This window comes from Pyxidicoccus sp. M6 (assembly GCF_055568925.1).
Genome location: NZ_CM145714.1, coordinates 7,832,784 through 7,852,408 on the forward strand (window position 1 = coordinate 7,832,784; position 19,625 = coordinate 7,852,408).

A 19,625-nucleotide genomic window follows, 5' to 3' on the forward strand; every position below is an offset into this window, starting at 1 on the left:
CTCGCGGACATCGTCATCCCGGGCATGCAGGCCCGTGGGTGTGCACCAACTCTCTGCTCCTCCAGGACGGAAGTCGTTTCCGACTCAGGGCCCCACCATTCCGGCCCTCTCGTTCCTGAACTAGAGTGACCGCAGGGGCTGAGTCAGCGGGGCGTCTTGAGCAGTCAGGGGTGGAGCACGGCCGGAGGCACGCGTGGAGCATGGCTCCGCGGCGTGGCGCTCGTCGGCGTCCTGGCGCTCACCGGCACGGTGCTCGCCACGGCCCTCCCCGCGGGCTTCATCTTCGATGACACGGTGGACGTCGAGCACAACCCCGTGGCCACTCCCACGGGCTTTGCCTCGCACCTCGCGCGCACCGTCCGCCCGCTGCTCAAGGCGAGCTACGCGCTCGGCGTGGCGCTGCATGGTCCGGAGGCTCCGGCCCATCGCGTGGTGAACCTGGGCCTGCACCTCGTCACCACCACGCTCGTCTTCCTCCTCTTGCGGCGCTGGCTCTCCGCGCACCGCCCGGAGGCGCGAGACACCACCCTGCCCGCCCTCGCGGGCGCGGCGCTCTGGGCGCTGCACCCGCTGGCGTGCGACACCGTGATTCCCATCTCCGGCCGCTCCATGGGCCTGTCCACGGTGCTGCTCCTGGGGGCGCTGGGGTCCGTCACGGGCACCCGGCCTCCTCGCGCGGCGGGCGCGGTGGGTGGCGCCGTGCTCGCGCTGCTGGCGCCCCTGGCTCGGGAGACGGCGCTGGTGCTCCCGTTGCTGCTCGCGTGGTGGCAGGCCACCCTCGGGCCTCGCGATCCGTGGCGCGACGTGCTGAAACGCGCGGCACCTGTCTGGATTGGGACGCTCGCCTCGGCGCTGCTCGTCTTCCTGCTGCAGAGGCACCGGGAACTGGTCGCCTTCAGCGTCGCCACGCGGGAGCCCTTCGAGGCGCTTCGCGGCAACGTCCACGCCCTGTCCGCAATGCTCCGCCTCTGGGCTGCGCCGTGGGAGCTGAGCATCGACCCGGCCCGGCCCCGCGAGTGGGGCTGGCTGGCCACGCCGACGCTGTGGCGCGCGGCGGTCCTCGTCGCGATGGGGCTCGTCGCGCTCCTCGGTCGCCGCCGGGCGCCCCACCTCGCGTTCGCGCTGGGCTGGGTGCTGCTCACGCTCGCGCCCGCCAACTCGTTCCTCTGGCGTCTGGACCCGGTGGGCATCCGGCCGCTGTACCTGGCGTCCATCGCGCCGGCCCTACTCGCTGGCCTCGTGCTGCTGCGCCTCCGGCCCGTGCCTCTTCGCGCCACCGCCTGGTGCTGCGTGCTCGCGGTGACTGTGTCGCTCGCGACGCTCACCGAAGCGCGCTCCGCGCTCTACCAGTCTCCTGTGGCGCTGTGGGAGGACGCGGTGAGGAAGGCACCTCGCCGGGCCCGCGCGCACACGAACCTGGGCATGGCCTATCTCGCGGAGGAGCGGCTCGATGACGCCGAGCGCGCCCTCTCCAACGCATTGGACCTGGAGCCGTGGAACACCTCGGCCCGGTGCGGACTCACCGCGCTGCGAATTCGCCGCGGCGCCACTTCGCTGGACAACAGGGAGCTGACGGAATGAGGGATTGGAGAAGGATGAGCCACTGGCTTGGGACGGTGCTGCTGGCGCTGCTCCTCGTGGAACCGGGAGTGGCCCGGGCCGCGGAGTGCAACACCTGCTGCCAGCTCCCGTGCGTGGAATCGGCCATCAGCTTCGCGGAGGGAATGCGCAAGCTCTACGCCAGGCTGAAGACCACGAAGAACCTCACCCAGGATGCCTACGAGAGAGCGGTGGCCACGGAGCGGAGCCGGCTCGGAAACGAGACCTCCGCCGCCACCGGGCACCTGCCTCAGTGCCAGACGCATCTGCCCGACCCGAGAAATCCAAATGACGCGATGCTGTACCGCAGACTCATCAATGCGGGCTGGGGCGTGGAGACCGTCATCATCGATGGGAAGACGAAGCTCGCTTACAACATCAGCGTCCAGACGAACATGAAGACGTGCGCCCTGAGCAACACGCAGATGGAGCTGTTCAAGGAGCTTTCCCTGTGCACGCAGCTCAGCGCCGCGACCGAGCTGCACGAGCACAAGCATCAGGACCAGTGCAAGGGACAGAAGAAGGACACGCAGCACACGACGACGCTGCAGGCCACCCAGGAGGTGGAGGCCTACGACGTGGAGATCGAATACCTGCACAAGCTGCGCAAGTCGCTCCAGGCGGCGTGCACGCGGCAGTCCTGCAGGCAGGAGGCCTCTGACAAGGATGCCCAGGGGCTGCACAACGGCCTCGAGCTCATGCGCGCCATCCAGGCGAGGTCGGGGAGATGAAGATGAAGACCCTTCTGATGAGTCTGGGAATGCTGTCGCTCCTGGCCGCTCCCGCTGCGCGGGCCAACAGTGGGTTCGTCATCTTCGTGCCCACGGGCCCGAGCGCCGGGGACACGGCGGCGCTGGAGGCCGCGTGCGCGAAGCCGGGCACGAAGGAGTGCACCGAGGCGATGCAGGGCTATGCCGCCTTCAGCGAGCACCAATTGCTGCGCGTCGCCGAGAGCGGCGACCCGAAATACAAGCCGCTGGCCCGCACCGCCGCCGCGCTTCCCTTCCCCGTGCTGCAGGCCGCCGCGGCCGCCGCGCTGGGCAACCTGGAGCCGGATGCGAAGGACACGCCGCTGCTGACGGAGCTGCTCAACCACCCCGTGCCCAAGGTGCGGCACGCGGCGCTGCGGGCGCTGGGGTCCAGCTCGGATGAGAAGGCCCGCGCCCTGCTGGACCGCGCGCGGAGCGACCAGGGCGAGGGCACCACGCCGGACACAGCTCCCACGGAGAAGACGCTCGGGGTGCCGCTCCCGCCGGGCGCGAGCTTTCTCTACTTCGCCAGTGTCCCCGCGCAGGGGCGCGCCGACTTCGTCACGGGCGAGTCCCTGGACAAGGTGAGCGCCTTCTACTCGGGCCGCTTCGGGGCCGCGCTGACGCTGAAGCAGTTCGAGCAGAAGGAGCTCGCCCGCCAGGGGAAGGAAGGCGAGCAGATGGACGCGAAGCAGATGGAGGAGGTGCTGAAGGTCCAGCAGGAGGCGCAGGAGGCGATGATGGCCGCGATGCAGGCGGGCAAGTCGCCCCAGGAGGCCGCCGCCGAGATGCAGCGCAGGTTCATGGAGTTCGCGCCGTTCGACATGGAAGCCTTCATGTCGGCGTTCGACAACCCCGAGCAGTTCGGCTCCGTGCGCGTCTTCGTGGCGGAGAAGGCAAAACGGAATGGCAAGCCCGTGCGCCTGGCCGTCGTGTACAAGGACCTCGCTCTCGGGAAGGCGGGCGTCAGTTTCATCACGCCTCCCCCCGGGCAGTAGCGCTGGTCTGGAGGAGCCCTCCGCGCAGGGCTCCTCAAGGTCAACTGCTGGGTCAGCGCAGTTTTGACACACGCAAAAGCATGACAGGCATTGCCCGGCCCCTCGAGGTGGTCTACAAGTCGCCGCCGCAGGGGCCAGCATTCCCTCAGAGGGGGATTCACAATGACTGTCAGAAACGTCTGGCTGGGAAACCTGCGCCCTGCCCTGGTGGTTCTCGGCGCGCTCGCGATGTCCGGCTGCAACATGGGCCCTGTCGATGCCGAGGGCGAACCGCTCGCGGAAAGCGAGGCGGCGCTCTGCTACGAGTGCGACCCGCGTCCGGAGCCGGTGGACCCGATTCCCATGGCCGACCTGCGTCCCATCAACTCGTCGGCGGGCAACCCGTACTGCGTCATCTCCTGGGCCAACAACCAGCCGCTGCTCGGGGTGCTCGTGAAGAACGTCGGTGACGAGACGGCGCCTGCTTCGACGACGCGCGTGCGCTTCACCTGGGCGACCGGTTACTCGGAGTCGATGGAGGCGACGCCGAGCCTCGCGCCGAACGGGACTCGCTACCACTGGGTCTACATCCCCCAGGGCTGCTGGGACCCCTACTGCGACTTCCAGTACGACACCGACTACGGCAACGTCGTGACGGAGCGCAGCGAGACCAACAACTCCGCGACGGGCTACTGCCAGTTCTTGTGAGCAGTCATTGAGTCACCGGGCTCCGCTGCGCCGGTCGTAGGCAGCAGCCTGCCGGGCTCCTGTGTCCCCAGGAGCCCGGAGCGGTCCAGCCCATGAATGACAACCCGCGCCGCGACAGTCACATGTGGGGCCAGGCGGCGCTCGCCTGCGTGAGCTTTGGCATCCCCATGCTGCTGCTCAGGGAGCATCCCTGGCATGCGCTGTGCGCCTGGGGGCTCGCGTGCCTGGTGTACCTGAGCCTGCTCTGGCTCTTCGGCGCTGGCTTCATGCTCGAAGGGGCCCTGTTCGTCCTTATCTGGGCCCTGGCGTTCGCGGTGTTGTTCAACGTCATCGCCCAGGCCCGCGAGACGCCAGGGAAGAGACGTCAAATCGCCGTTGCATCTGCCATGGAGTGTCAGGGTTCCATACGTAGGTCCGACAACAAGAGCGCCCTACCCTCGCCCAACAAAACGGCATCTGTGCGTTCTACTGTTCATCCACGCCCATGCACCCGATAAGACCCACGCTTCTCTGTCTGGCCATCGCCTTCGTGGGATGTGCCACTCCTCGAACCCTCGCTGGCGACCTCTTCGCCCGCGGCGAATATGAGGCCTCGGCCGAGGCGTACGATGCCCTCGTGGCGGAGCACCCGGAGCAGAAGGAGCTCCTGCTGCGCCGGGACACGGCACGCTCCCAGGCCCTGCTGAAGCAGGCCGGCATCGTGCAGAACCTCCGCGCGAGCGGCCGGATCTCCGAAGCGCTCGGCGCGGCCGACCTGCTCCTCTCCCGGAGCGACGTGTGGGCGCCGCACAGCCAGGCCGAAGCGCGGGCCGCCGTGGCGCGTGAGGCCGCCTGGGTGGAGCAGCACCTTCGCACGGAGGTGGGCCGCCGCCTGGAAGCCCGCGAGCCGCTGGGCGCACAGGCGTTGATGCAAAACCATGCGCCGTTGCTCGAACGCTCGCTGCTCACCGGGACGCGCGACGCGCTGACCGCCTCCATCCAGCGCTCGGGCCAGGAGGGCTGCTCGCGGCTGGCCTCCGCCGAGACCGCGGCCCCCTACTGGAGCCACCTCGTCCGGAGCTACTGCACGCACTTCGGAGCCGAGCCTCCCCCAGCCCCCGAGCTTCCGAACGTGTATGGCCGCCTGGCGTTCTCCGGCGGCGTTACTGGCGTGGAGAAGGAGCCCCACGCCACGGCCCTGGCCTCCGCGCTCACCCGGGCCTTCGAGACCAGCGTCTGGTACGCCCCCGGCGCGAAGGTCGCGGTGGCGGACCTGTCCGGCAGCTTCTCCGCGCAGGTGAAGACGCATGCCGTGCGGCGGGAGGTGCCCTGGACCGAGCAGATCCCCTACACCGACTTCGAGCACGTCATGGAGTCCCACCAGGTGCCCTACACCACGACGGAGCTCCGCTCCGAGCAGGTGCCCTACACCGCCTCGGAGTCGTACACGGTGCAGGTGCCCTACACCGCCTCGGAGTCGTACACGTATAGCTGCGGCTCCGGCACGAGCTACCGGACATGCACGGGGCACCGCACCGTCACGCGCCACCGCAGCGAGACGCGCACCCGCATGGTGACGAAGTATCGAACGGAGATGCGCTCGCACCCGGTGACGAAGTACCGCACCGAGCACCGCCCCGTTACCCGCCCCGTCACTCGCTACCGCCCGGAGCAGCGCCTCTTCCTCTACGAGGCCAACGAGGTCTCCGCCGACTACCGCACGGCCATGGCCGTCCGGATGACGGGAGACCTCCGGGTGGCGACCCAGGTCGAGGACGCGCTGAGCGCGAAGGAAGACTCGCACGACGTGCGGCACGAGCCCTCCAAGGTCGCTCCCCAGCGTCCGAAGTTTCCCTCTCCCGAAGACTGGTTCTCCGCCCAGGCCGGGATGCTCGCCGAGCATCTGGGCGCCGAGCTGGCGCGTGCATGGCGCGAGTCCTTCTGCGCCCCTGCCCCGTCCACCCTGGAGACCGCGTCGCGCTGTCTCTACGGCCACCCCGAGGCCGAGGGGCTCGAGAGCACCTTCGCGTCCGTGCTGGGCGGAGATGCGCCCGCGTTCATCCGCCTGGTGCGCCGGAACGAGAGTCCCTGAAGGCCCAAGGGTCCTCCCCATTCGAGCCGTGCTCCTCGGGACTTGCAACGCAAGAGGCGAGGAATGGGGCACGGCCGCGAAGCCGTGCCCGCTTCTTCATGCGCCCTACGGCATACCGCGTGTCACTTCAGCGGCAGGGACACGTAGGCCGGGCTGCTGGACGGCGAGGAGAACGTCACCAGCGAGAAGGCCGGCGCCTTGTCCGCATAGAGCGGGTCCACGGTGTCGATGACCAGCGAGAGGCGGTGGCCGCTCGGGATGTCATAGGCCGTCGCCGGGAAGTCCACGTCCACCGTGCGGGCCTGGCCGGCCACGGCGTCGCGGAGGGTGACGGGGATGTGCGTGACGAGGCTGCCCGTCCCACTCCAGTCCGTGTCGTAGAGGTAGGCCACAATCGTCGTCTGGCCGGAGTTGCTCGGCGTGAGCGTCAGGCGCAGGTGCGCGATGCCACGCACGCGCTGCGGGCTGGAGAACCAGTCCGTCTGCCAGACGCTCGCGTTGTCGCGGTCCACCGCCGGAATCCACGCCGTGGGCGGCTCGCCGGTGATGGCCTCCGCGCCGTTCGTCAGCAGCACGATGCCGCCGTTGGCGACGGTGTCATCGCCCGCGATGATGGTCTTGCTCCAGGCCGCCTGCGAGCCCGCCGTGAGGTCGCCCTCGTTGCTCCACCAGTGCACGTCGCTCAGGTTGTAGCGCGCGGTGCTCTTCGAGATGGCGCTCCACGACGCATACGACTCATAGGTGCTCTGGCCGCGAATCTGGAGCTGCACCGGGTTCTCGGAGCCGATGCCATTGTTCACCCCGCGCAGGTGGTAGTCGAACCAGCGGCGCGTGCTCGTCCAGGCGTCGTTGGGCAGGCCGAGGATGCCGGTCAGCTCGGGGATGGCGTGGTCACCCGGGCGCAGCTCCAGGCGCTTCGGCCCCGACAGCTTCGTGAAGAAGTCGGAGAGCTGGTTGGGCGCGAAGAAGCTGTCGCCATAGGCGTTCCCGATGAGGATGGCGGGACGGTTGGCGTTGATGCGGTCCACGTACGTCGCGGCGCCACGCACCTGGGAGTACGCGATGACGTCAGCCACGTTCTGGTTGGCGAGGAAGTTCGTGAGGGCCTGGCGCAGCTCCGCCGACGGCGTCCCCGTCAGCTCCGCCGACAGCCACAGCAGCCCGGCGCTCTGCAGGTGGCGCGTGTTGTTGGCGAACAGCGAGTACGTGAGGTCCGTCCAGGCGCTCAGCGCGGCCACGGCGCGGATGCGCGAGTCGAAGGCCGCGCCAATCAGCGCCATGCCCGCGCCGTAGGAGACACCCGCCACGCCGATGCGCGTCGGCTCCGCGGGCGTGTTGGCCAGCGTCCAGTTGATGACCTCGGTCAGGTCGCCGATGTCCTTGGGGCCCGCGGTGTCGATGCCGCCGCCCGACGTATAGAAGCCGCGCGGCGTGTACGAGACCACGACGTATCCGGCATCCGCGAGCTGCGCCGCCTGCGCGAGGTACTCGATGTTGGGCAGCGCCCAGCTGGTGATGAAGACGATGGTGGGGCGCTTTCCCGTCCCATCGGGCGTGAAGACGTTGCCCTTCAGCACCACCGCGTCACGCGTGGTGATGTCGATGTTCCGGAAGGACGATGCAGCAGCGGCGGGGGTTGCGACGATGGACAGCGACAACACCGCGGACACAGCGATTGCACGTAACCAGGACAAGGTACTCCTCCTCTGAGTGGGGGATTGGGTACTGCAATGACAGACGGATTCGGCGCTCCTGGCCCATGAGCGCGGCCTGCTTGTGGATGACGCTTCGCGACAGGGCCTCTCGGCCGTCGCGTCCCCGTCCCCATCCCTCGTCGCCGCGATGCGTCGGTTTCTGAGGCGGCTCCCAGCCATCCAACGCCACCAGCTCGCCTCGAACCTACGATGCCGAAAGTTACGTAAACGTAGTTAAGTTGTCAAACCGGAATTCCATGACATGCTGCGTCGGCGTCTGTGTTTCGTCCGGTGAACGGACGTCCTGGAAGAGCGGGTCGCGGTTCGAATGGGGATGGGCCTACGTATGCGTAGGTTCGTGACTCAGAGAGCCATTCGCACCTGGGCCGAGCCTCATGACGCACCGCGGAACGGCGTCGTGAGGCTGGGGGCGTGTACTACAGTGCCGGCCGATGACCAGCCGCGCCCAGCGCCTCCCCGCCTCTGCCCGCCGAGCCCAGCTCATCGACGTCGGGCGCTCTGTCTTTGCTCGCCGTGGCTACGAGGCAACCTCCGTCGAGGAGATTGCCGAGGTGGCGAAGGTCTCCAAGCCCGTCATCTACGAGCACTTCGGCGGCAAGGAGGGCCTCTACGCCGTCATCGTCGACCGCGAGATGGAGTACGTGGTCCGGCGCATCGCGGAGGCCATCGCGGAGGGCACTCCTCGAGATCGCGTCGAGCAGGGTGTCAATGCATTCCTCACCTACGTGAAGGACCACCCGGATGGCTTCGCCATCCTCGCTCACGACACACCGGTGACCTCGGCGCGCGGCGGGATGTCATCGCTGCTCAACGACCTGGCGGAGCGCGTCGGCCATATCTTCCTCACCTCGTTCAAGTCCGCGGGCTACGACCCCAAGGTGGCGCCGCTCTATGCCCATGCCCTCGTTGGCATGGTCACCTTCGTCGGCCAGTGGTGGACGGGCGTGCGCAAGCCTCCCGTGGAGGAGGTTGCCGCGCACATCTCGTCCCTCGTCTGGATGGGACTGCGCCACCTTCCCAGGCGCCCGGCGATTGCCTCGAAGCGGCAGAAGGGATGAAGGGGAGCCGGACGTCGTCGCGCTGGAAAGGCCGTCGCGCCGCGGCCAGACTGCGCCGCGATGACGGATGTGCCCTCCCTGGAGCAGCTCCTGCGTGAGGCCGCTGGTGATGCGGCGCGCTCACCCTCCTCCCACAACGCCCAGCCTTGCGAGCTGGTGCTCCTCACGAGCGACGAGGCCCGCCGCGCCTGTGTCGAAGCCGGTGCTCCCACCGGCGATGGTGTGTACGCGGCCGTGGCGCTGGACCCGGCGCGGTGCCTCTCCGCGCTACCGGCGCACCGTACCGAGATGCTCGTGAGCGGTGGCAGCTACACCGAAGCCCTGGTCATCGCCCTCGCGGCGCGTGGCGTCCGGGCCGGCTTCGTCTGGCGCATCGGCGGTGTTCCTCCCGGTATCGCGCGCCTGATGGGCCCGTGGGAGCCGCTGGCCGTGCTGCACCTGACGCCTTCCCCGACGGACTCCAGCGCGGCGGCGCAGCTTCCGCTGCTGGCGGCTCGAAGCACGAACCGCTCCGCCTATCGGCCCGAGCCCGTTGCTCCCGACGCAGTGGCCGAAGTGCGCGAGGCCGCGTCGCGGGCCTTCCCGGAGGCGCGCGAGGTGTGTGGAGTGGTGACGCTCACGGACCGGCCCCTCCTGGCGCGGGCCGGCGAGCTGGTGGGGCGGTACAGCACCATCGAGTTCACCCACGAGGCCGCCTGGCGCGAGACCTACGCGCACATGCGCTTCAGCCCCGAGGTCATCCGCGAAGCGGAGACAGGCCTGCCCATCACCCACACCCTGGCGAAGCCGCTGCCCGGGTGGCAGCAGGCGCTGCTGCGGAGGGTGCTGTCACCCGGGGCCATGCACGTGCTCGGGCCACTTGGGTTGGCGCGTAGCAACGCGCGTCAGTCCGGCAAGGCCGTCGCGGGCTCGGGGATGCTGCTGTACCTCCACTTCCACGAGGAGGAGCCCTCGGAGTCCGCGCAACTGGCTGCCGGCGGGCGGTTGCTGGCCCTGTGGCTCGCCCTGGAGGCCCGTGGACTGGCATTGCACCCGGTCAGCGTCATGGTGCAGCACCCGGAGCTCCGCAAGGTGCTCATCGAGGAGCTGGGGCTGCCGCCCGGCCGCGGCTTCTTCTTCGCGCGAGCCGGTGTGCCGACCTCGCGGATGCCGCCGGCTCCCAGGCGCCGCAACGCCGCCGAGCGCGTGCGCCGGGTGTGAGCCCGGCTGAACCATCGCCTCCCAGTGCATCAACCCGGGCACGCCGCACCGAGCGTCAGGGTGGCATGCCACCCGGGACAGGTCAGACACCATACCCTCCGAGAGGTAGGGTGTCTGGCTTTCCATCGCGAGCGCCGGGTGCGAACCTGTGCGTGTATGCCCATGCTCGCGCCGCTCGAGAATCCCGTCGACTCGCTCTGTTGGGTCGCCCCGGCCGCGGACAGCCCGGAATTGACTTCCGAGGATCCGCTCGCGCTCGACTACGTCTCTCAACAGGTGGGGCTCAAGATCCTGCCCGCGCTGACGACGCGCTCCAGCAGGGCCCAGGCCTACGCGATGGTCGTCTATGGCCTGCACCTCGCCGAGCGTGCCATCGACCTCCACCGCTATCCCGCGACGGACGAGATGAAGCGGGTGCTCTTCGAGCGCTGGGAGCGCTTCTGGGCGCTGGCCACGCTGGAGTTCCGCCAGGGCGAGCTGCCCCGGGGTGACTGGGATTCCATGCGCGGCGTGCGAGGTGCCATCAAGGCCTGGCGCTCCGGAACGTCGTCGAGCCTCCCGCTGGACTTCCAGCTCATCTCCCGTCAGCAGGAGCTGGGCAACCTCGGCGCCTACCTCGCGCCCCTCCGGCGCTCCGGGCTGGTCATGGATGGCTCCCTGCGGCCGGGCCCCGGCGCGCTGGCCATCATCGACGCGTTCTGGGACGAGCCCTCGGAGAACATGCATCGCGGCCGGTATGAGGACTACGCTCTCCAGGCCCTCGACCTCGAAGCGAAGCGACTCGAACGGAGTCATTCCCGGCTGACGCTGGCGCAGGTGGGCAGGCAGAGCCGCCTCACGTCCCTCGTCGAACGCGAGCGCACGGAGCAGCAGCGCCGGCTGTTCGAGGCGCTCTTCGAGCGCGCCCGGGACCCGCACACCTTCGCCGTCAGCAGGCTGGTGGAGACCGCGGCCCGAAACGGGGTGTCCGCGCCGCGCGACATCCTCGACGCGGCGCTGGACGGCCGGCTGGGGACGCTCTCGGACGAGCTCGCGGCGCTCCTGCTCACGGCGCGTCGCTTCGGTGAGGTGATGCAGCAGCTCGTCGGCGCCTTCGACCGGGTCCATGCCTGTCTGGACGGGGCTGGCTGGGTCGCGCCCCGCGAGCGCATCGCTCGGGAGGCCTTCGACGCGGCGACACTCGCACCGCTGCGGAGCGCCTGCTCGGACCTGCTCGCCTCGCCACAGGTCAGCGCGATTCGACAGCTCCCGATGCATGGCGCCGCCTTCCTGCGGCTGGTCGAGGCGCTGACGGAGGCGGACGCCCTCGCGGCGCTCGACCGGCTCCTGTCCTATCACTCCGACGTGCAGAAGGAGCGGCGGCGCGGCGAGGGGTGGATTCGCAACGACGCGGGGAAGCTCATCCTCGTCGTCACCTCCTACACGGCCCGCCCGGATGCCGCCCGCTTCCCGTCGTTCAAGCTGGATGTGGTCCGCACCCTGCTGACGGACGTGGGGCGGCTCCCCATGAACCATGAGCTCGATGCACCGGGAGGTGTGGCTTGAGGCTCGAATCCCGGCGGCTCATCGAGCAGGTGCTCGTCTCCGAGAAGCCCTGTCTCGGCGCCGTCTTCTGCTCCTATACCTTCGACCCCGCCTACTTCGAGGAGCGCGTCCTGCGCGCCCTGCTCCGGCTGCAGGGTGACCCGGATGAAGACGCGGTCCGCTACCACGAAGAGGCCCGCGCGGCCCTGCGCGAGACGCCCGTCGCCTGCTTCGTGGACGCCCGCGTCCGCCGGGGCGGACGGCGCCTGCCGTATGACCTCCAGCTCGTGCGCGACCGGACCTTCCATCCGAAGGTCATCCTGGTCCTGTACGACGATGAGGCGCGCGTCGCCGTGGGCTCGGGGAACACGACGAAGCCGGGCTTCGAACAGAACGCGGAGCTCTTCTTCACGCGCACGCTGCGCTACGACCGTCCTACCGACGCGGCGTTCCTCCGTTCCGTCGACGGGTTCCTGAGTGGTTGCGCGGGCATCGCGACCCACCCTGGCTCGCAGCTCACGCTGGTCCGCTCCGCGCTCGCCGCGAGAATCGCCGACACGCCCTTCCCCGCCCAGGACGCACCGACGGACGCCGTCTTCGTCCACACCTTCGGCGCATCCATGCTCGACCAGCTGGATGCGGTCATCCCCCGGAATGCCCGCGCCACCCGGGTGGGTGTCCTCTCTCCCTTCTTCGAGCAGGATGACCTCGGAATCGCCCACGAGACGGAAGGCCTCACGTCGGTGCTCTCCCGGCTGCTGGCCCTTCGCTCCTCCGGCGAGGCGCCTCCGCTGGATATCGGCGTGCCCTGGGACGACGCGCCCCTCGCGCCGCCGCCCACCCCAAACCCGGTGGCACTCGAAGAGGGCACGGGAAGGCTGTGGGCCTCGAGGTGGCAGGAGTCCGTCGACGGAGAGGACGTCGAGCGCCTGGAGTACTTCCGAATCGACCGTGTCACGGCGAAGCGCGTGGAGCTCCGAACTGCTTCCGGACATTCGAGACGGAATGAGCGCGACGAGGTGGAGCACGAAATCTCCGAGGGCCGCGTGTGGCCCGTGGAGACACCAACCGTCCATGCGCCACGACACATCCTCCAGCGCATCGCCCGTGAGCACGACATCCAGCTCTGGCTGCATCCCACGGCGACGCTGACGCCCTCGGGGCGCGCGCTCCGCCGGCCCCTGCACGCCAAGCTCTTCCTGCTGTCGGTGCTGAGCGGGCGCACGAACCGGACCTATGCGCTCGTCGGGTCGGCCAACGCCTCCGATGCGGCGCTCTCTCGCGGTGTCGAGGCGCGCGGCAACGTCGAGGCGGGTGTCGTGCTCTGCCTGGATGGCGAGGTGCGCCTCCATGATGTGCTCCCCTCTCTCGTGAGCTCCGCGTACGAGTCGGTGCGCTTCGAGGAGCGAGAGATGCCGCCGGCGGATGTCGACCTCTCGTCCTGGCTCGAAGACGTCGTCCACGACGCGGCCGCGCGCACGTTGACCGTCACGTGGAATCAGGAAGGGCCTCCGGGCCTCGGCGCCTGGTCGTGGTGCTATCTGGACCGCGAGCTGGCGAAGGGAGAGGGACCGGGGACGGGGCCCGTGGTGCTCACGGACTTCGAGCTGGCGGCGGCGGGCGCCGAGCTGGAGTTCCGCGCCGCGGGACGGAAGTGGCTCGTTCCCATTCGTGTCGCCGACCTCGCGATGTTGCCCACGAGCCCCCAGCTCGCCGGCCTCGGCGTCCGCGAGTTGCTGGCGCTGCTCGGGCGGCGGGTCGGTCACGAGCGGCTGTCCACCTTGCGCGAGCAGCGTGGGACCGCGGGCGTCGACTCCGTGCTCGACGCGGTCTTCGGCGAGGGCTTCGGGCCCACCGACGTGTTCAAGGCCTGGTGGGGCCTGAAGGAGGACCTGCTCACGGCGGCCACCGTCTCGGCGTTCCGCTACCGGCTCCTGGGGCCGACGGGCGCCCGGACGCTCTGGGAGCGGCTGCGAGACCTGCCGCGTGACTCGGTGTCCGACGACGAAATCTGGGTCTACGGCTGCGAGCTCCTCCGCGAGCTGGAGCAGCTCGCGCTGCCGGAGAGCGCGGACCGGGAGGCGAAGCAGGCGCTCCTCGCGGAGCTGCGGACGCTGCTTCGGGGCGACCTGTCGCGGCTCGCGCCGTCGGGAGCCGGGGCGGCGTGGCTCGACACCATCGTTCAGTTCTACGGGCTCGAGGGGACTCATGGAAAAGCGTGAGCGGGCGTGGCTGCGGAGCTTCCTCCACCTGGATGCACGGGCGGACTCGACGGTGCCCGTGCGCGACATCGAGCGGCAGGAGGACACGGTCCTCCGGGCGCTGGAGCTCTTCGACCACCAGCCGGGCGTGGTGCTCGCGGATGAGGTGGGGATGGGCAAGACGTACGAGGCGCTCGGCGTGCTGGCGGCCCGGCTCCATGCCCACCCGGACGCGCGGGCGTTGATTCTCACCCCGGGCCCCGACCTCAACACGAAGTGGACCAAGGAGCTGCGCGCCTTCTGCGACACCAGCCGTCCCATGTACCGCGGCTTCGCGGGGCAGTTCGAGGCCGCCGGCACCCTGGCCGAGCTCGTCGAGGCGACCCGCCGGACACGGATTGTCATCGCCCCGGTGAACATCTTCGCGGGAGGAAGGTCGCTCGCGGACCAGGCGTATCTGCTCTCGCTGTGGGCCGATGCGAAGGGGCTCGCGGGCAACCAGATTGCCGCCATCTTCCGCCGCTACCGGGAGGAGGCCGCGGGACGCGTGGACGTCGAGCAGCAGTGGTTCCTCGACACCTTCAAATGGTCCGTCGTCCGGCCCCACGTCAAGGAAGCGCTGAGGCAGCACCAACGCGCGGGGGACTGGTCGCTCGACGCGCTCTGGAAGCAGGATGAGTACGAAGCGTTCTCGCAGCAGGGCCGGGTCGACTTCGCGTTGATGGACCTCCGCTTCCGGCTCGTGGGCCAGCTCCTGCCCGACTTCGACCTGCTCATCGTCGACGAGGCCCACAAGCTGAAGAACGCCGACTCCGTGCGGGCCACGGGCGTGCGCACCATCTTCGAGAAGCGCTTCGAGAAGGCCCTCTTCCTCACGGCCACGCCGTTCCAGCTCTCCGTCGGGGAACTGAAGCAGGTGCTCGACCTCTTCTCCCTCGCGCGGTCCGCGCCGGCCGACCTGAAGGACCAGGCGCAGCGGCTGCTCGCCGACGTGGAGGACTACACGCGTGCCTATGACGAATTCGAGCGCGTGTGGTCTCAAGCGGATGAGGCGGTCATCGCGGACTTCGGTGTGCTGTTCGAGAGAGACCCGCTCCTTGTCGAGGAACCCGCGGACCCTTCCCTGCGGGCGCTCGCCGTGTGCGCGCGGCGGCTGCTGGCCCTGAAGGCCGAGCGCATCGAGCCCGGCTTCCGGCGGTGGATGATTCGCAGCCTCCGCGAGGACAAACGCGTCTACCGCAAGAGCCACCGCCCGCGCCTGCGTGCGAAGGGCGGCGCCGGTGTGCCCTTCATGCTCTACGAGCGGTTCATCGCGGAGCTCTTCCGGGAGAAGAGCCGCACCCACAAGGCGGCCGTGCAGATCAACATGGTGTCGTCCTACGGGGCCGCGCGCGAGGGGGCACTCCTCTCCAATGAGCGACAGTCCCTGCCTGGAAGCGACGCGGAGGCCTACCGGGGGCTCATGAGGAACGTCGTGAGCGGGCTGAGCGCGGAACAGGGAGGACACCCGAAGGTGGACCACGTGGTGCGGGACGCGCTCGACGCCGTCGCCCGTGACGAGAAGACGCTCATCTTCTGCGCCCGAATCGAGACCCTCCGCGAGCTGAAGCGGAAGATTGAGGCGGAGTGGGAGGTCCTCCTGCTGGAGCGGTGGCGCCGGGTGTTCCCGGACGCGAGCCATCGCGACATCTTCGAGCACGAGGTGGACGGGAAGCGGGTGGACGGCCATCACTCCCGCCTGCGCGACAGGTTTGGCCGCGCGCAGGACTCGCTCTACCTCGCGCTGAGGGAGCGCTATGCCGGCACGCTGCTGGAGGGGACCGCCATCGAGCAGGCCCATATCGCCCGAATCGTCGAGCGGGCGAACGACATCTTGCGCCGGCAGCGAGTCTCGAAGACGCAGGCGGAGCGCATGGACTGGTCCCTGGCCAAGCGCTGTGTCGAGCAGGCCGTGGCCCTCTTCATACGAGAGGGGTTGATTGCGAGCGATGCGGACCCGAAGGTGGTGAATCGTCTGACGGACGAGCGCTTCGTGGCGCTCGGCTATGACCTCCTCGACGATGGCGTCGAGGACTCCGCCGAGGGAGACCGGGCTCCCTCCTGGTCGATTGACGCCGCGGATGCGGCCCTCGTGCTTCGCCGCGAGCACCTCTGGTCCTACCTGAAGGGCGCCCTCTTCGAGGTACCTCCCGAGCTGCGGGTGCGCACCGTGGAGCGGCTCGCCAGCTACCTGGTCGCGCGCAACGTGCCCTTCCTTCCCGACCTGCTCGCGTTCGCCAGGGAGCAGGGAGTCGATGTCGAGGCGGTGGAGTCGCGGGCGCTGCTGCCGGTGGTGGACCGCTTCTGGACCAGCCCCCAGGGTCGGCGCTGGTTCGAGTTGCTGAAGCGCTTTCTCACCTACGCGGGGAAGCTCGACGAGGAGCGCAGGCGCGAGGTGCTCGACGACGCGGTTCACGCGGGAGCGCTCGTCCGTCATACCGTGGAAGGCGAGAGCCGCGAGCGGCTCCGCGAGGCCTTCAACACGCCGCTCTACCCGATGGTGCTCGTGGCCAACGAGGTCATGCAGGAAGGGCTGGACCTGCATCACCACTGCCGGCGCGTGGTCCACCACGACCTGGCCTGGAATCCCGCGCAGCTCGAGCAGCGGGTGGGCCGTGTGGACCGCCTGGGCTCGCTCATCCAGCGGATGCGCACTCGCCAGCCGGACGCCACCCTCGACGTCCACCTGCCGCTGATTGCGAACACCATCGACGAGCGGCTCGAACGGACCGTCCGGCTGCGCGAGCGCTGGCTGGAGTTTCTCCTCGGCGCGGCTCCGCGCCTCGAGGAATACGGTCTCGCCGATGATCCGCCGAAACCGCTCCCCGAGGCGTTCGCGCAGGCGCTACGCGTGGAGCTGGGGCCCGTCGTCCGGGCCCCTCGCTAGGAGTCCCCGTCAGGAGACCTTGTCCGACGCCCTGCCCTCTCCCGCTGCTCGCAAGGAGCCCTCGGTCTCGCCCGGGCTCCGGTGCGGCTCGGGCTCGGGCGGCTGGATGGACTGTGGCAGCGGCAGCGACCAGGAGCCGACCGGCAGCTCCACCGGCTGCGGAGTCTGCGCGAGCGCACGCCGCCGCTCCACTTCCAGCTCGAGCAGCTCGGTCTCCAGGCACGCGCGCCGCACCCGCAGGCGCAGTTGCTCCAGCTCCATCTGCTCGCGCGTCAGCCGCATCGGCTCGCACGACGCGCAGTGCGCGAGCTCGGCCTCGTAGACCGTGCCGTCCGTGGGCAGCGTCACCTGCCGCGCGTCTCGGTGCGTCTGGCCGTCGCGCAGCAGTAGGCGGACCCACTGGCTGATCTGCTCGCGCAACGTGTCCGGCAGGTCGGAGACGTCATCGACCGAGCGCCACGGCGCGCCGTCTCCGAACCGCCACTCCACCGACACGATGCGCGACGAGACCTGGTAGACCTCGTTGACGCGGCGCACGTAGTACGTGACGGCGTAGCAGTCGTTGTCGTTCTTCAGCGTGCGGGCCGTGGTGCTGACATGCTCCACGTCCTCGAAGCTGCTCACCATCAGCGAGCGCTCGGCCTCGGTCGCCTGCGACGCTGAGATTGCGAACTGCGAGAACTGCTCCGACACCGTGGCCACGCTGCCGCCGCTGGCAATCGTGGTCTCCGTCTCGATGCCGAACTCGGAGCTGCCCGACGGTGCTCCCAGCCAGCCGGCGAGGCCTCCGCCCACCGACAGCGACGAGTCGGCCTCGGTGCGAATCTCGTTGAGCGTGTTGAAGTACGACGAGGTCGTGGTCGAGCGCCGGCTCTGCGACAGCGCGCTCACCGTCTGGCGGAACGAGGTGTGCACGCTCATGCGCTCCGCCGCCGCCTTGGTGCGGCGGTAGCGGTCGTACTCGAACAGGCGCACCTCCTCGCCCGGCAGCAGCGTCGTGGTGTACAGCAGCGGCCCCTGCTGACGTCCCATCAACTGCAGGCAGTGCTGATACGTCACCCGTATCTGCAGGCGCTGCTGCGTGTTGTCCCCGAAGCCCCCGCTGAACACGCGCGACTCGTAGAAGTACATGCAGCGGTCGTACGGCAGCCAGGGCACGGGCTCCGGCCCGCGGCACTTCTCGGGAGTCGATTCGTTGCAGCACCCGCCGCAGCCGGTGCACGTCTCGTCGCAGCGGCAGTCCTTCTCTTCACAGGCGGCCAGCAGGGCGCGCTCGATGTTGATGCGGCCGTAGCCCACCTCCTCGTGCCAGGTGCCGCTCGGCTTGGCGGGTACGTTCTGGTAGTTGTAGAGCGCGGGGGAGATCTTGTCGCAGGTGCTCTCGATGATGTGGCGCACTTCCACGTTCGAGAGCGTCGGCCGCAGAGACAGGAGCAGCCCCGCCAGGCCGGCGACCACGGGCGTGGCCGACGAGGTGCCGTTGAAGCGGTCGTAGTAGTCGCCCATCGCGTAGCCGTCACCGCCCAGCCGGTCAGTGGTGGGCATCTCCAGGCACGGCGCGACGACGTCCAGGTCCGGCCCGTAGCTCGCGCCCCACCACGCCTCGGAAGACGCGTCGCCAATGCGCTTGCGCTCGTCACCGCGGTTGCTGCCGCCCACGCACAACGTGCGGCTGTCGCTACCGGGGAAGCGCGCCACCGCGCCGTTCTCGTTGCCCGACGCGGCGATCAGCATCAGCCCCTGGTCGTGTGCGTATTGGAGCGCGTCTCGGATGAGGTCGAAGTCCCAGAAGTTCCACCACGCGTAGACGCCGAAGCTCATGCTGACCACGCGCGCGCCGTTGTCGGCGGCGAAGTACAGGCCCTCGGCGATGTCGACGTCGGCCCAGGTCGCGGTGGCGATGGCCATGATGCGCACGCCGCCAGCGACGCCGGCTACACCCTGGGAATTGTCGAGCCGCGCACCGATGATGCCGGCGCAGGCCGTGCCATGGGAGCCCGTGGGGCTGCCGTCCGGCGTGTCGTCAGAGGCGTTCCAGGACTGCGGGTGCAGCAGCAGGTCCGGGTGGTCCAGCTGCACGCCTTCGTCAATCACCGCCACAGTCACCAGCGGGTCACCCCGCACGATTTCCCAGCCGCGCGGTGCGCCCACCCGTTGGAGGCCCCATTGCGTGGCGAACATGGGGTCGTTCGGAACGAGCTCCGTCCGCGGCGGCTGGCACGTCGGTGTCTTCCTCGCGGTGGCCGGCCGCTCGGAGGCATGCGCGATGGGCGATACCAGAGGGATGTTCTCGAACTTCATGTTGGTGGCGCCCACCACCTTCGCGACGGCCGGCGCCACATGCAGCGTGGTGCGTCCGGCGGTGAAGCTCGGCTCGTCCACGCGCAGGGACACGTAGCCGGGCAGCCGGGTGGGCCGCTGGAGGTCCACGGATACGCCGGGCGGAAGCGAGCCCGCGCCGCCGGCACGGTCCAGCGCCGCCTGCTTCACATAGAAGCGGGTCGGGTTCACGGTGAACGGCATCGGGCCGGTGGGCGAAGCCTTCTTCACGTCGGGGCCGGGCTCGCCCTGCGGGCGCAAGGCCGGCATCACCCATTCGACGAGGCTGCTGTGCTCGAGCCGCTCGATGACCGCGCGGTCGATTTCTCCATTGCTTCGCGCGATCACCCACGACAGGCCGTCGGTCTGGTTCGCCGTGAGCAGCGGTGCCTCGGCGCCCAGCTTGTAGAGCGACAGGAGGAGCTCGTCGAGCTGCTTGCGCCTGGCCTCGGGCTCCACACCGCCGCGCCAACGCACGGCGAGGAGGGACAGGTCGGTCTGGCTCGGACCCGCGACGGGATGGTGGAACCGGATCGATGACGTGTTGCCATCAGCTTTCTTGGCCATGTGTGTGATTG

The 19,625-nt window shown here is 69.4% G+C and carries 13 protein-coding genes; 11 read left to right on the top strand and 2 right to left on the bottom strand.

Annotated elements, in window-relative coordinates; all coding sequences use genetic code 11:
* Nucleotides 1-213: 213 nt before the first annotated feature.
* The 6 genes from ACVTJA_RS30790 (at nt 214) to ACVTJA_RS30815 (ending at nt 6,104) form a co-directional block, all read left to right on the top strand.
* A complete protein-coding gene (locus ACVTJA_RS30790) occupies nt 214-1,581 on the top strand; it encodes a tetratricopeptide repeat protein (RefSeq protein ID WP_465825081.1) in 1,368 nt (455 codons plus the stop codon).
* A gap of 14 nt (nt 1,582-1,595) precedes the next feature.
* Entirely contained in the window at nt 1,596-2,330 is a 735-nt protein-coding gene (locus tag ACVTJA_RS30795; protein ID WP_465825082.1) for a hypothetical protein, read from the top strand.
* Nucleotides 2,331-2,332: 2 nt separating this feature from the next.
* On the top strand, nt 2,333-3,346 hold the full coding sequence (locus ACVTJA_RS30800) for a HEAT repeat domain-containing protein (RefSeq protein ID WP_465825083.1): 1,014 nt from the start codon (nt 2,333-2,335) through the stop codon (nt 3,344-3,346).
* Between the two features lie 162 nt (nt 3,347-3,508).
* Nucleotides 3,509-4,033 carry a CARDB domain-containing protein gene (locus ACVTJA_RS30805; RefSeq protein ID WP_465825084.1) on the top strand — a complete coding sequence of 175 codons (525 nt, stop codon included), beginning with the start codon at nt 3,509-3,511 and terminating at the stop codon, nt 4,031-4,033.
* Between the two features lie 92 nt (nt 4,034-4,125).
* Complete coding sequence (locus tag ACVTJA_RS30810) at nt 4,126-4,530, top strand: hypothetical protein (protein WP_465825085.1); 405 nt, start codon at nt 4,126-4,128, stop codon at nt 4,528-4,530.
* A gap of 119 nt (nt 4,531-4,649) precedes the next feature.
* A complete protein-coding gene (locus ACVTJA_RS30815; RefSeq protein ID WP_465825086.1) occupies nt 4,650-6,104 on the top strand; it encodes a hypothetical protein in 1,455 nt (484 codons plus the stop codon).
* Nucleotides 6,105-6,226: 122 nt separating this feature from the next.
* Here ACVTJA_RS30815 and ACVTJA_RS30820 read toward each other — a convergent pair whose 3' ends face one another.
* Nucleotides 6,227-7,798, bottom strand: coding sequence for a CocE/NonD family hydrolase (locus tag ACVTJA_RS30820; protein ID WP_465825087.1), 1,572 nt, complete (start codon nt 7,796-7,798; stop codon nt 6,227-6,229).
* Between the two features lie 452 nt (nt 7,799-8,250).
* Here ACVTJA_RS30820 and ACVTJA_RS30825 point away from each other — a divergent pair, with 452 nt between their 5' ends.
* The 5 genes from ACVTJA_RS30825 (at nt 8,251) to ACVTJA_RS30845 (ending at nt 16,728) form a co-directional block, all read left to right on the top strand.
* Entirely contained in the window at nt 8,251-8,877 is a 627-nt protein-coding gene (locus ACVTJA_RS30825) for a TetR/AcrR family transcriptional regulator (protein WP_465825088.1), read from the top strand.
* Between the two features lie 60 nt (nt 8,878-8,937).
* Nucleotides 8,938-10,077, top strand: a complete 1,140-nt coding sequence (locus ACVTJA_RS30830) for a nitroreductase family protein (RefSeq protein ID WP_465825089.1) — start codon at nt 8,938-8,940, stop codon at nt 10,075-10,077.
* A gap of 162 nt (nt 10,078-10,239) precedes the next feature.
* On the top strand, nt 10,240-11,622 hold the full coding sequence (locus ACVTJA_RS30835) for a hypothetical protein (RefSeq protein WP_465825090.1): 1,383 nt from the start codon (nt 10,240-10,242) through the stop codon (nt 11,620-11,622).
* Nucleotides 11,619-13,823, top strand: a complete 2,205-nt coding sequence (locus tag ACVTJA_RS30840) for a phospholipase D family protein (RefSeq protein ID WP_465825091.1) — start codon at nt 11,619-11,621, stop codon at nt 13,821-13,823. Before ACVTJA_RS30835 ends, ACVTJA_RS30840 begins: the two co-directional genes overlap by 4 nt.
* Complete coding sequence (locus ACVTJA_RS30845) at nt 13,810-16,728, top strand: helicase-related protein (RefSeq protein ID WP_465825092.1); 2,919 nt, start codon at nt 13,810-13,812, stop codon at nt 16,726-16,728. Before ACVTJA_RS30840 ends, ACVTJA_RS30845 begins: the two co-directional genes overlap by 14 nt.
* Before the next feature lie 9 nt (nt 16,729-16,737).
* On the opposite strand, the gene ACVTJA_RS30850 is transcribed toward ACVTJA_RS30845, so the two are convergent.
* Complete coding sequence (locus ACVTJA_RS30850) at nt 16,738-19,614, bottom strand: S8 family serine peptidase (RefSeq protein ID WP_465825093.1); 2,877 nt, start codon at nt 19,612-19,614, stop codon at nt 16,738-16,740.
* Nucleotides 19,615-19,625 lie beyond the last annotated feature (11 nt).

Bases quoted from the DNA above. Each gene is read 5' to 3' on its own strand.
- ACVTJA_RS30845 (WP_465825092.1), top strand. From the start codon at position 13,810: ATGGAAAAGCGTGAGCGGGCGTGGCTGCGGAGCTTCCTCCACCTGGAT.
- ACVTJA_RS30795 (WP_465825082.1), top strand. From the start codon at position 1,596: ATGAGCCACTGGCTTGGGACGGTGCTGCTGGCGCTGCTCCTCGTGGAA.
- ACVTJA_RS30830 (WP_465825089.1), top strand. From the start codon at position 8,938: ATGACGGATGTGCCCTCCCTGGAGCAGCTCCTGCGTGAGGCCGCTGGT.
- ACVTJA_RS30850 (WP_465825093.1), bottom strand. From the start codon at position 19,614: ATGGCCAAGAAAGCTGATGGCAACACGTCATCGATCCGGTTCCACCAT.
- ACVTJA_RS30800 (WP_465825083.1), top strand. From the start codon at position 2,333: ATGAAGACCCTTCTGATGAGTCTGGGAATGCTGTCGCTCCTGGCCGCT.
- ACVTJA_RS30825 (WP_465825088.1), top strand. From the start codon at position 8,251: ATGACCAGCCGCGCCCAGCGCCTCCCCGCCTCTGCCCGCCGAGCCCAG.
- ACVTJA_RS30810 (WP_465825085.1), top strand. From the start codon at position 4,126: ATGAATGACAACCCGCGCCGCGACAGTCACATGTGGGGCCAGGCGGCG.
- ACVTJA_RS30805 (WP_465825084.1), top strand. From the start codon at position 3,509: ATGACTGTCAGAAACGTCTGGCTGGGAAACCTGCGCCCTGCCCTGGTG.
- ACVTJA_RS30835 (WP_465825090.1), top strand. From the start codon at position 10,240: ATGCTCGCGCCGCTCGAGAATCCCGTCGACTCGCTCTGTTGGGTCGCC.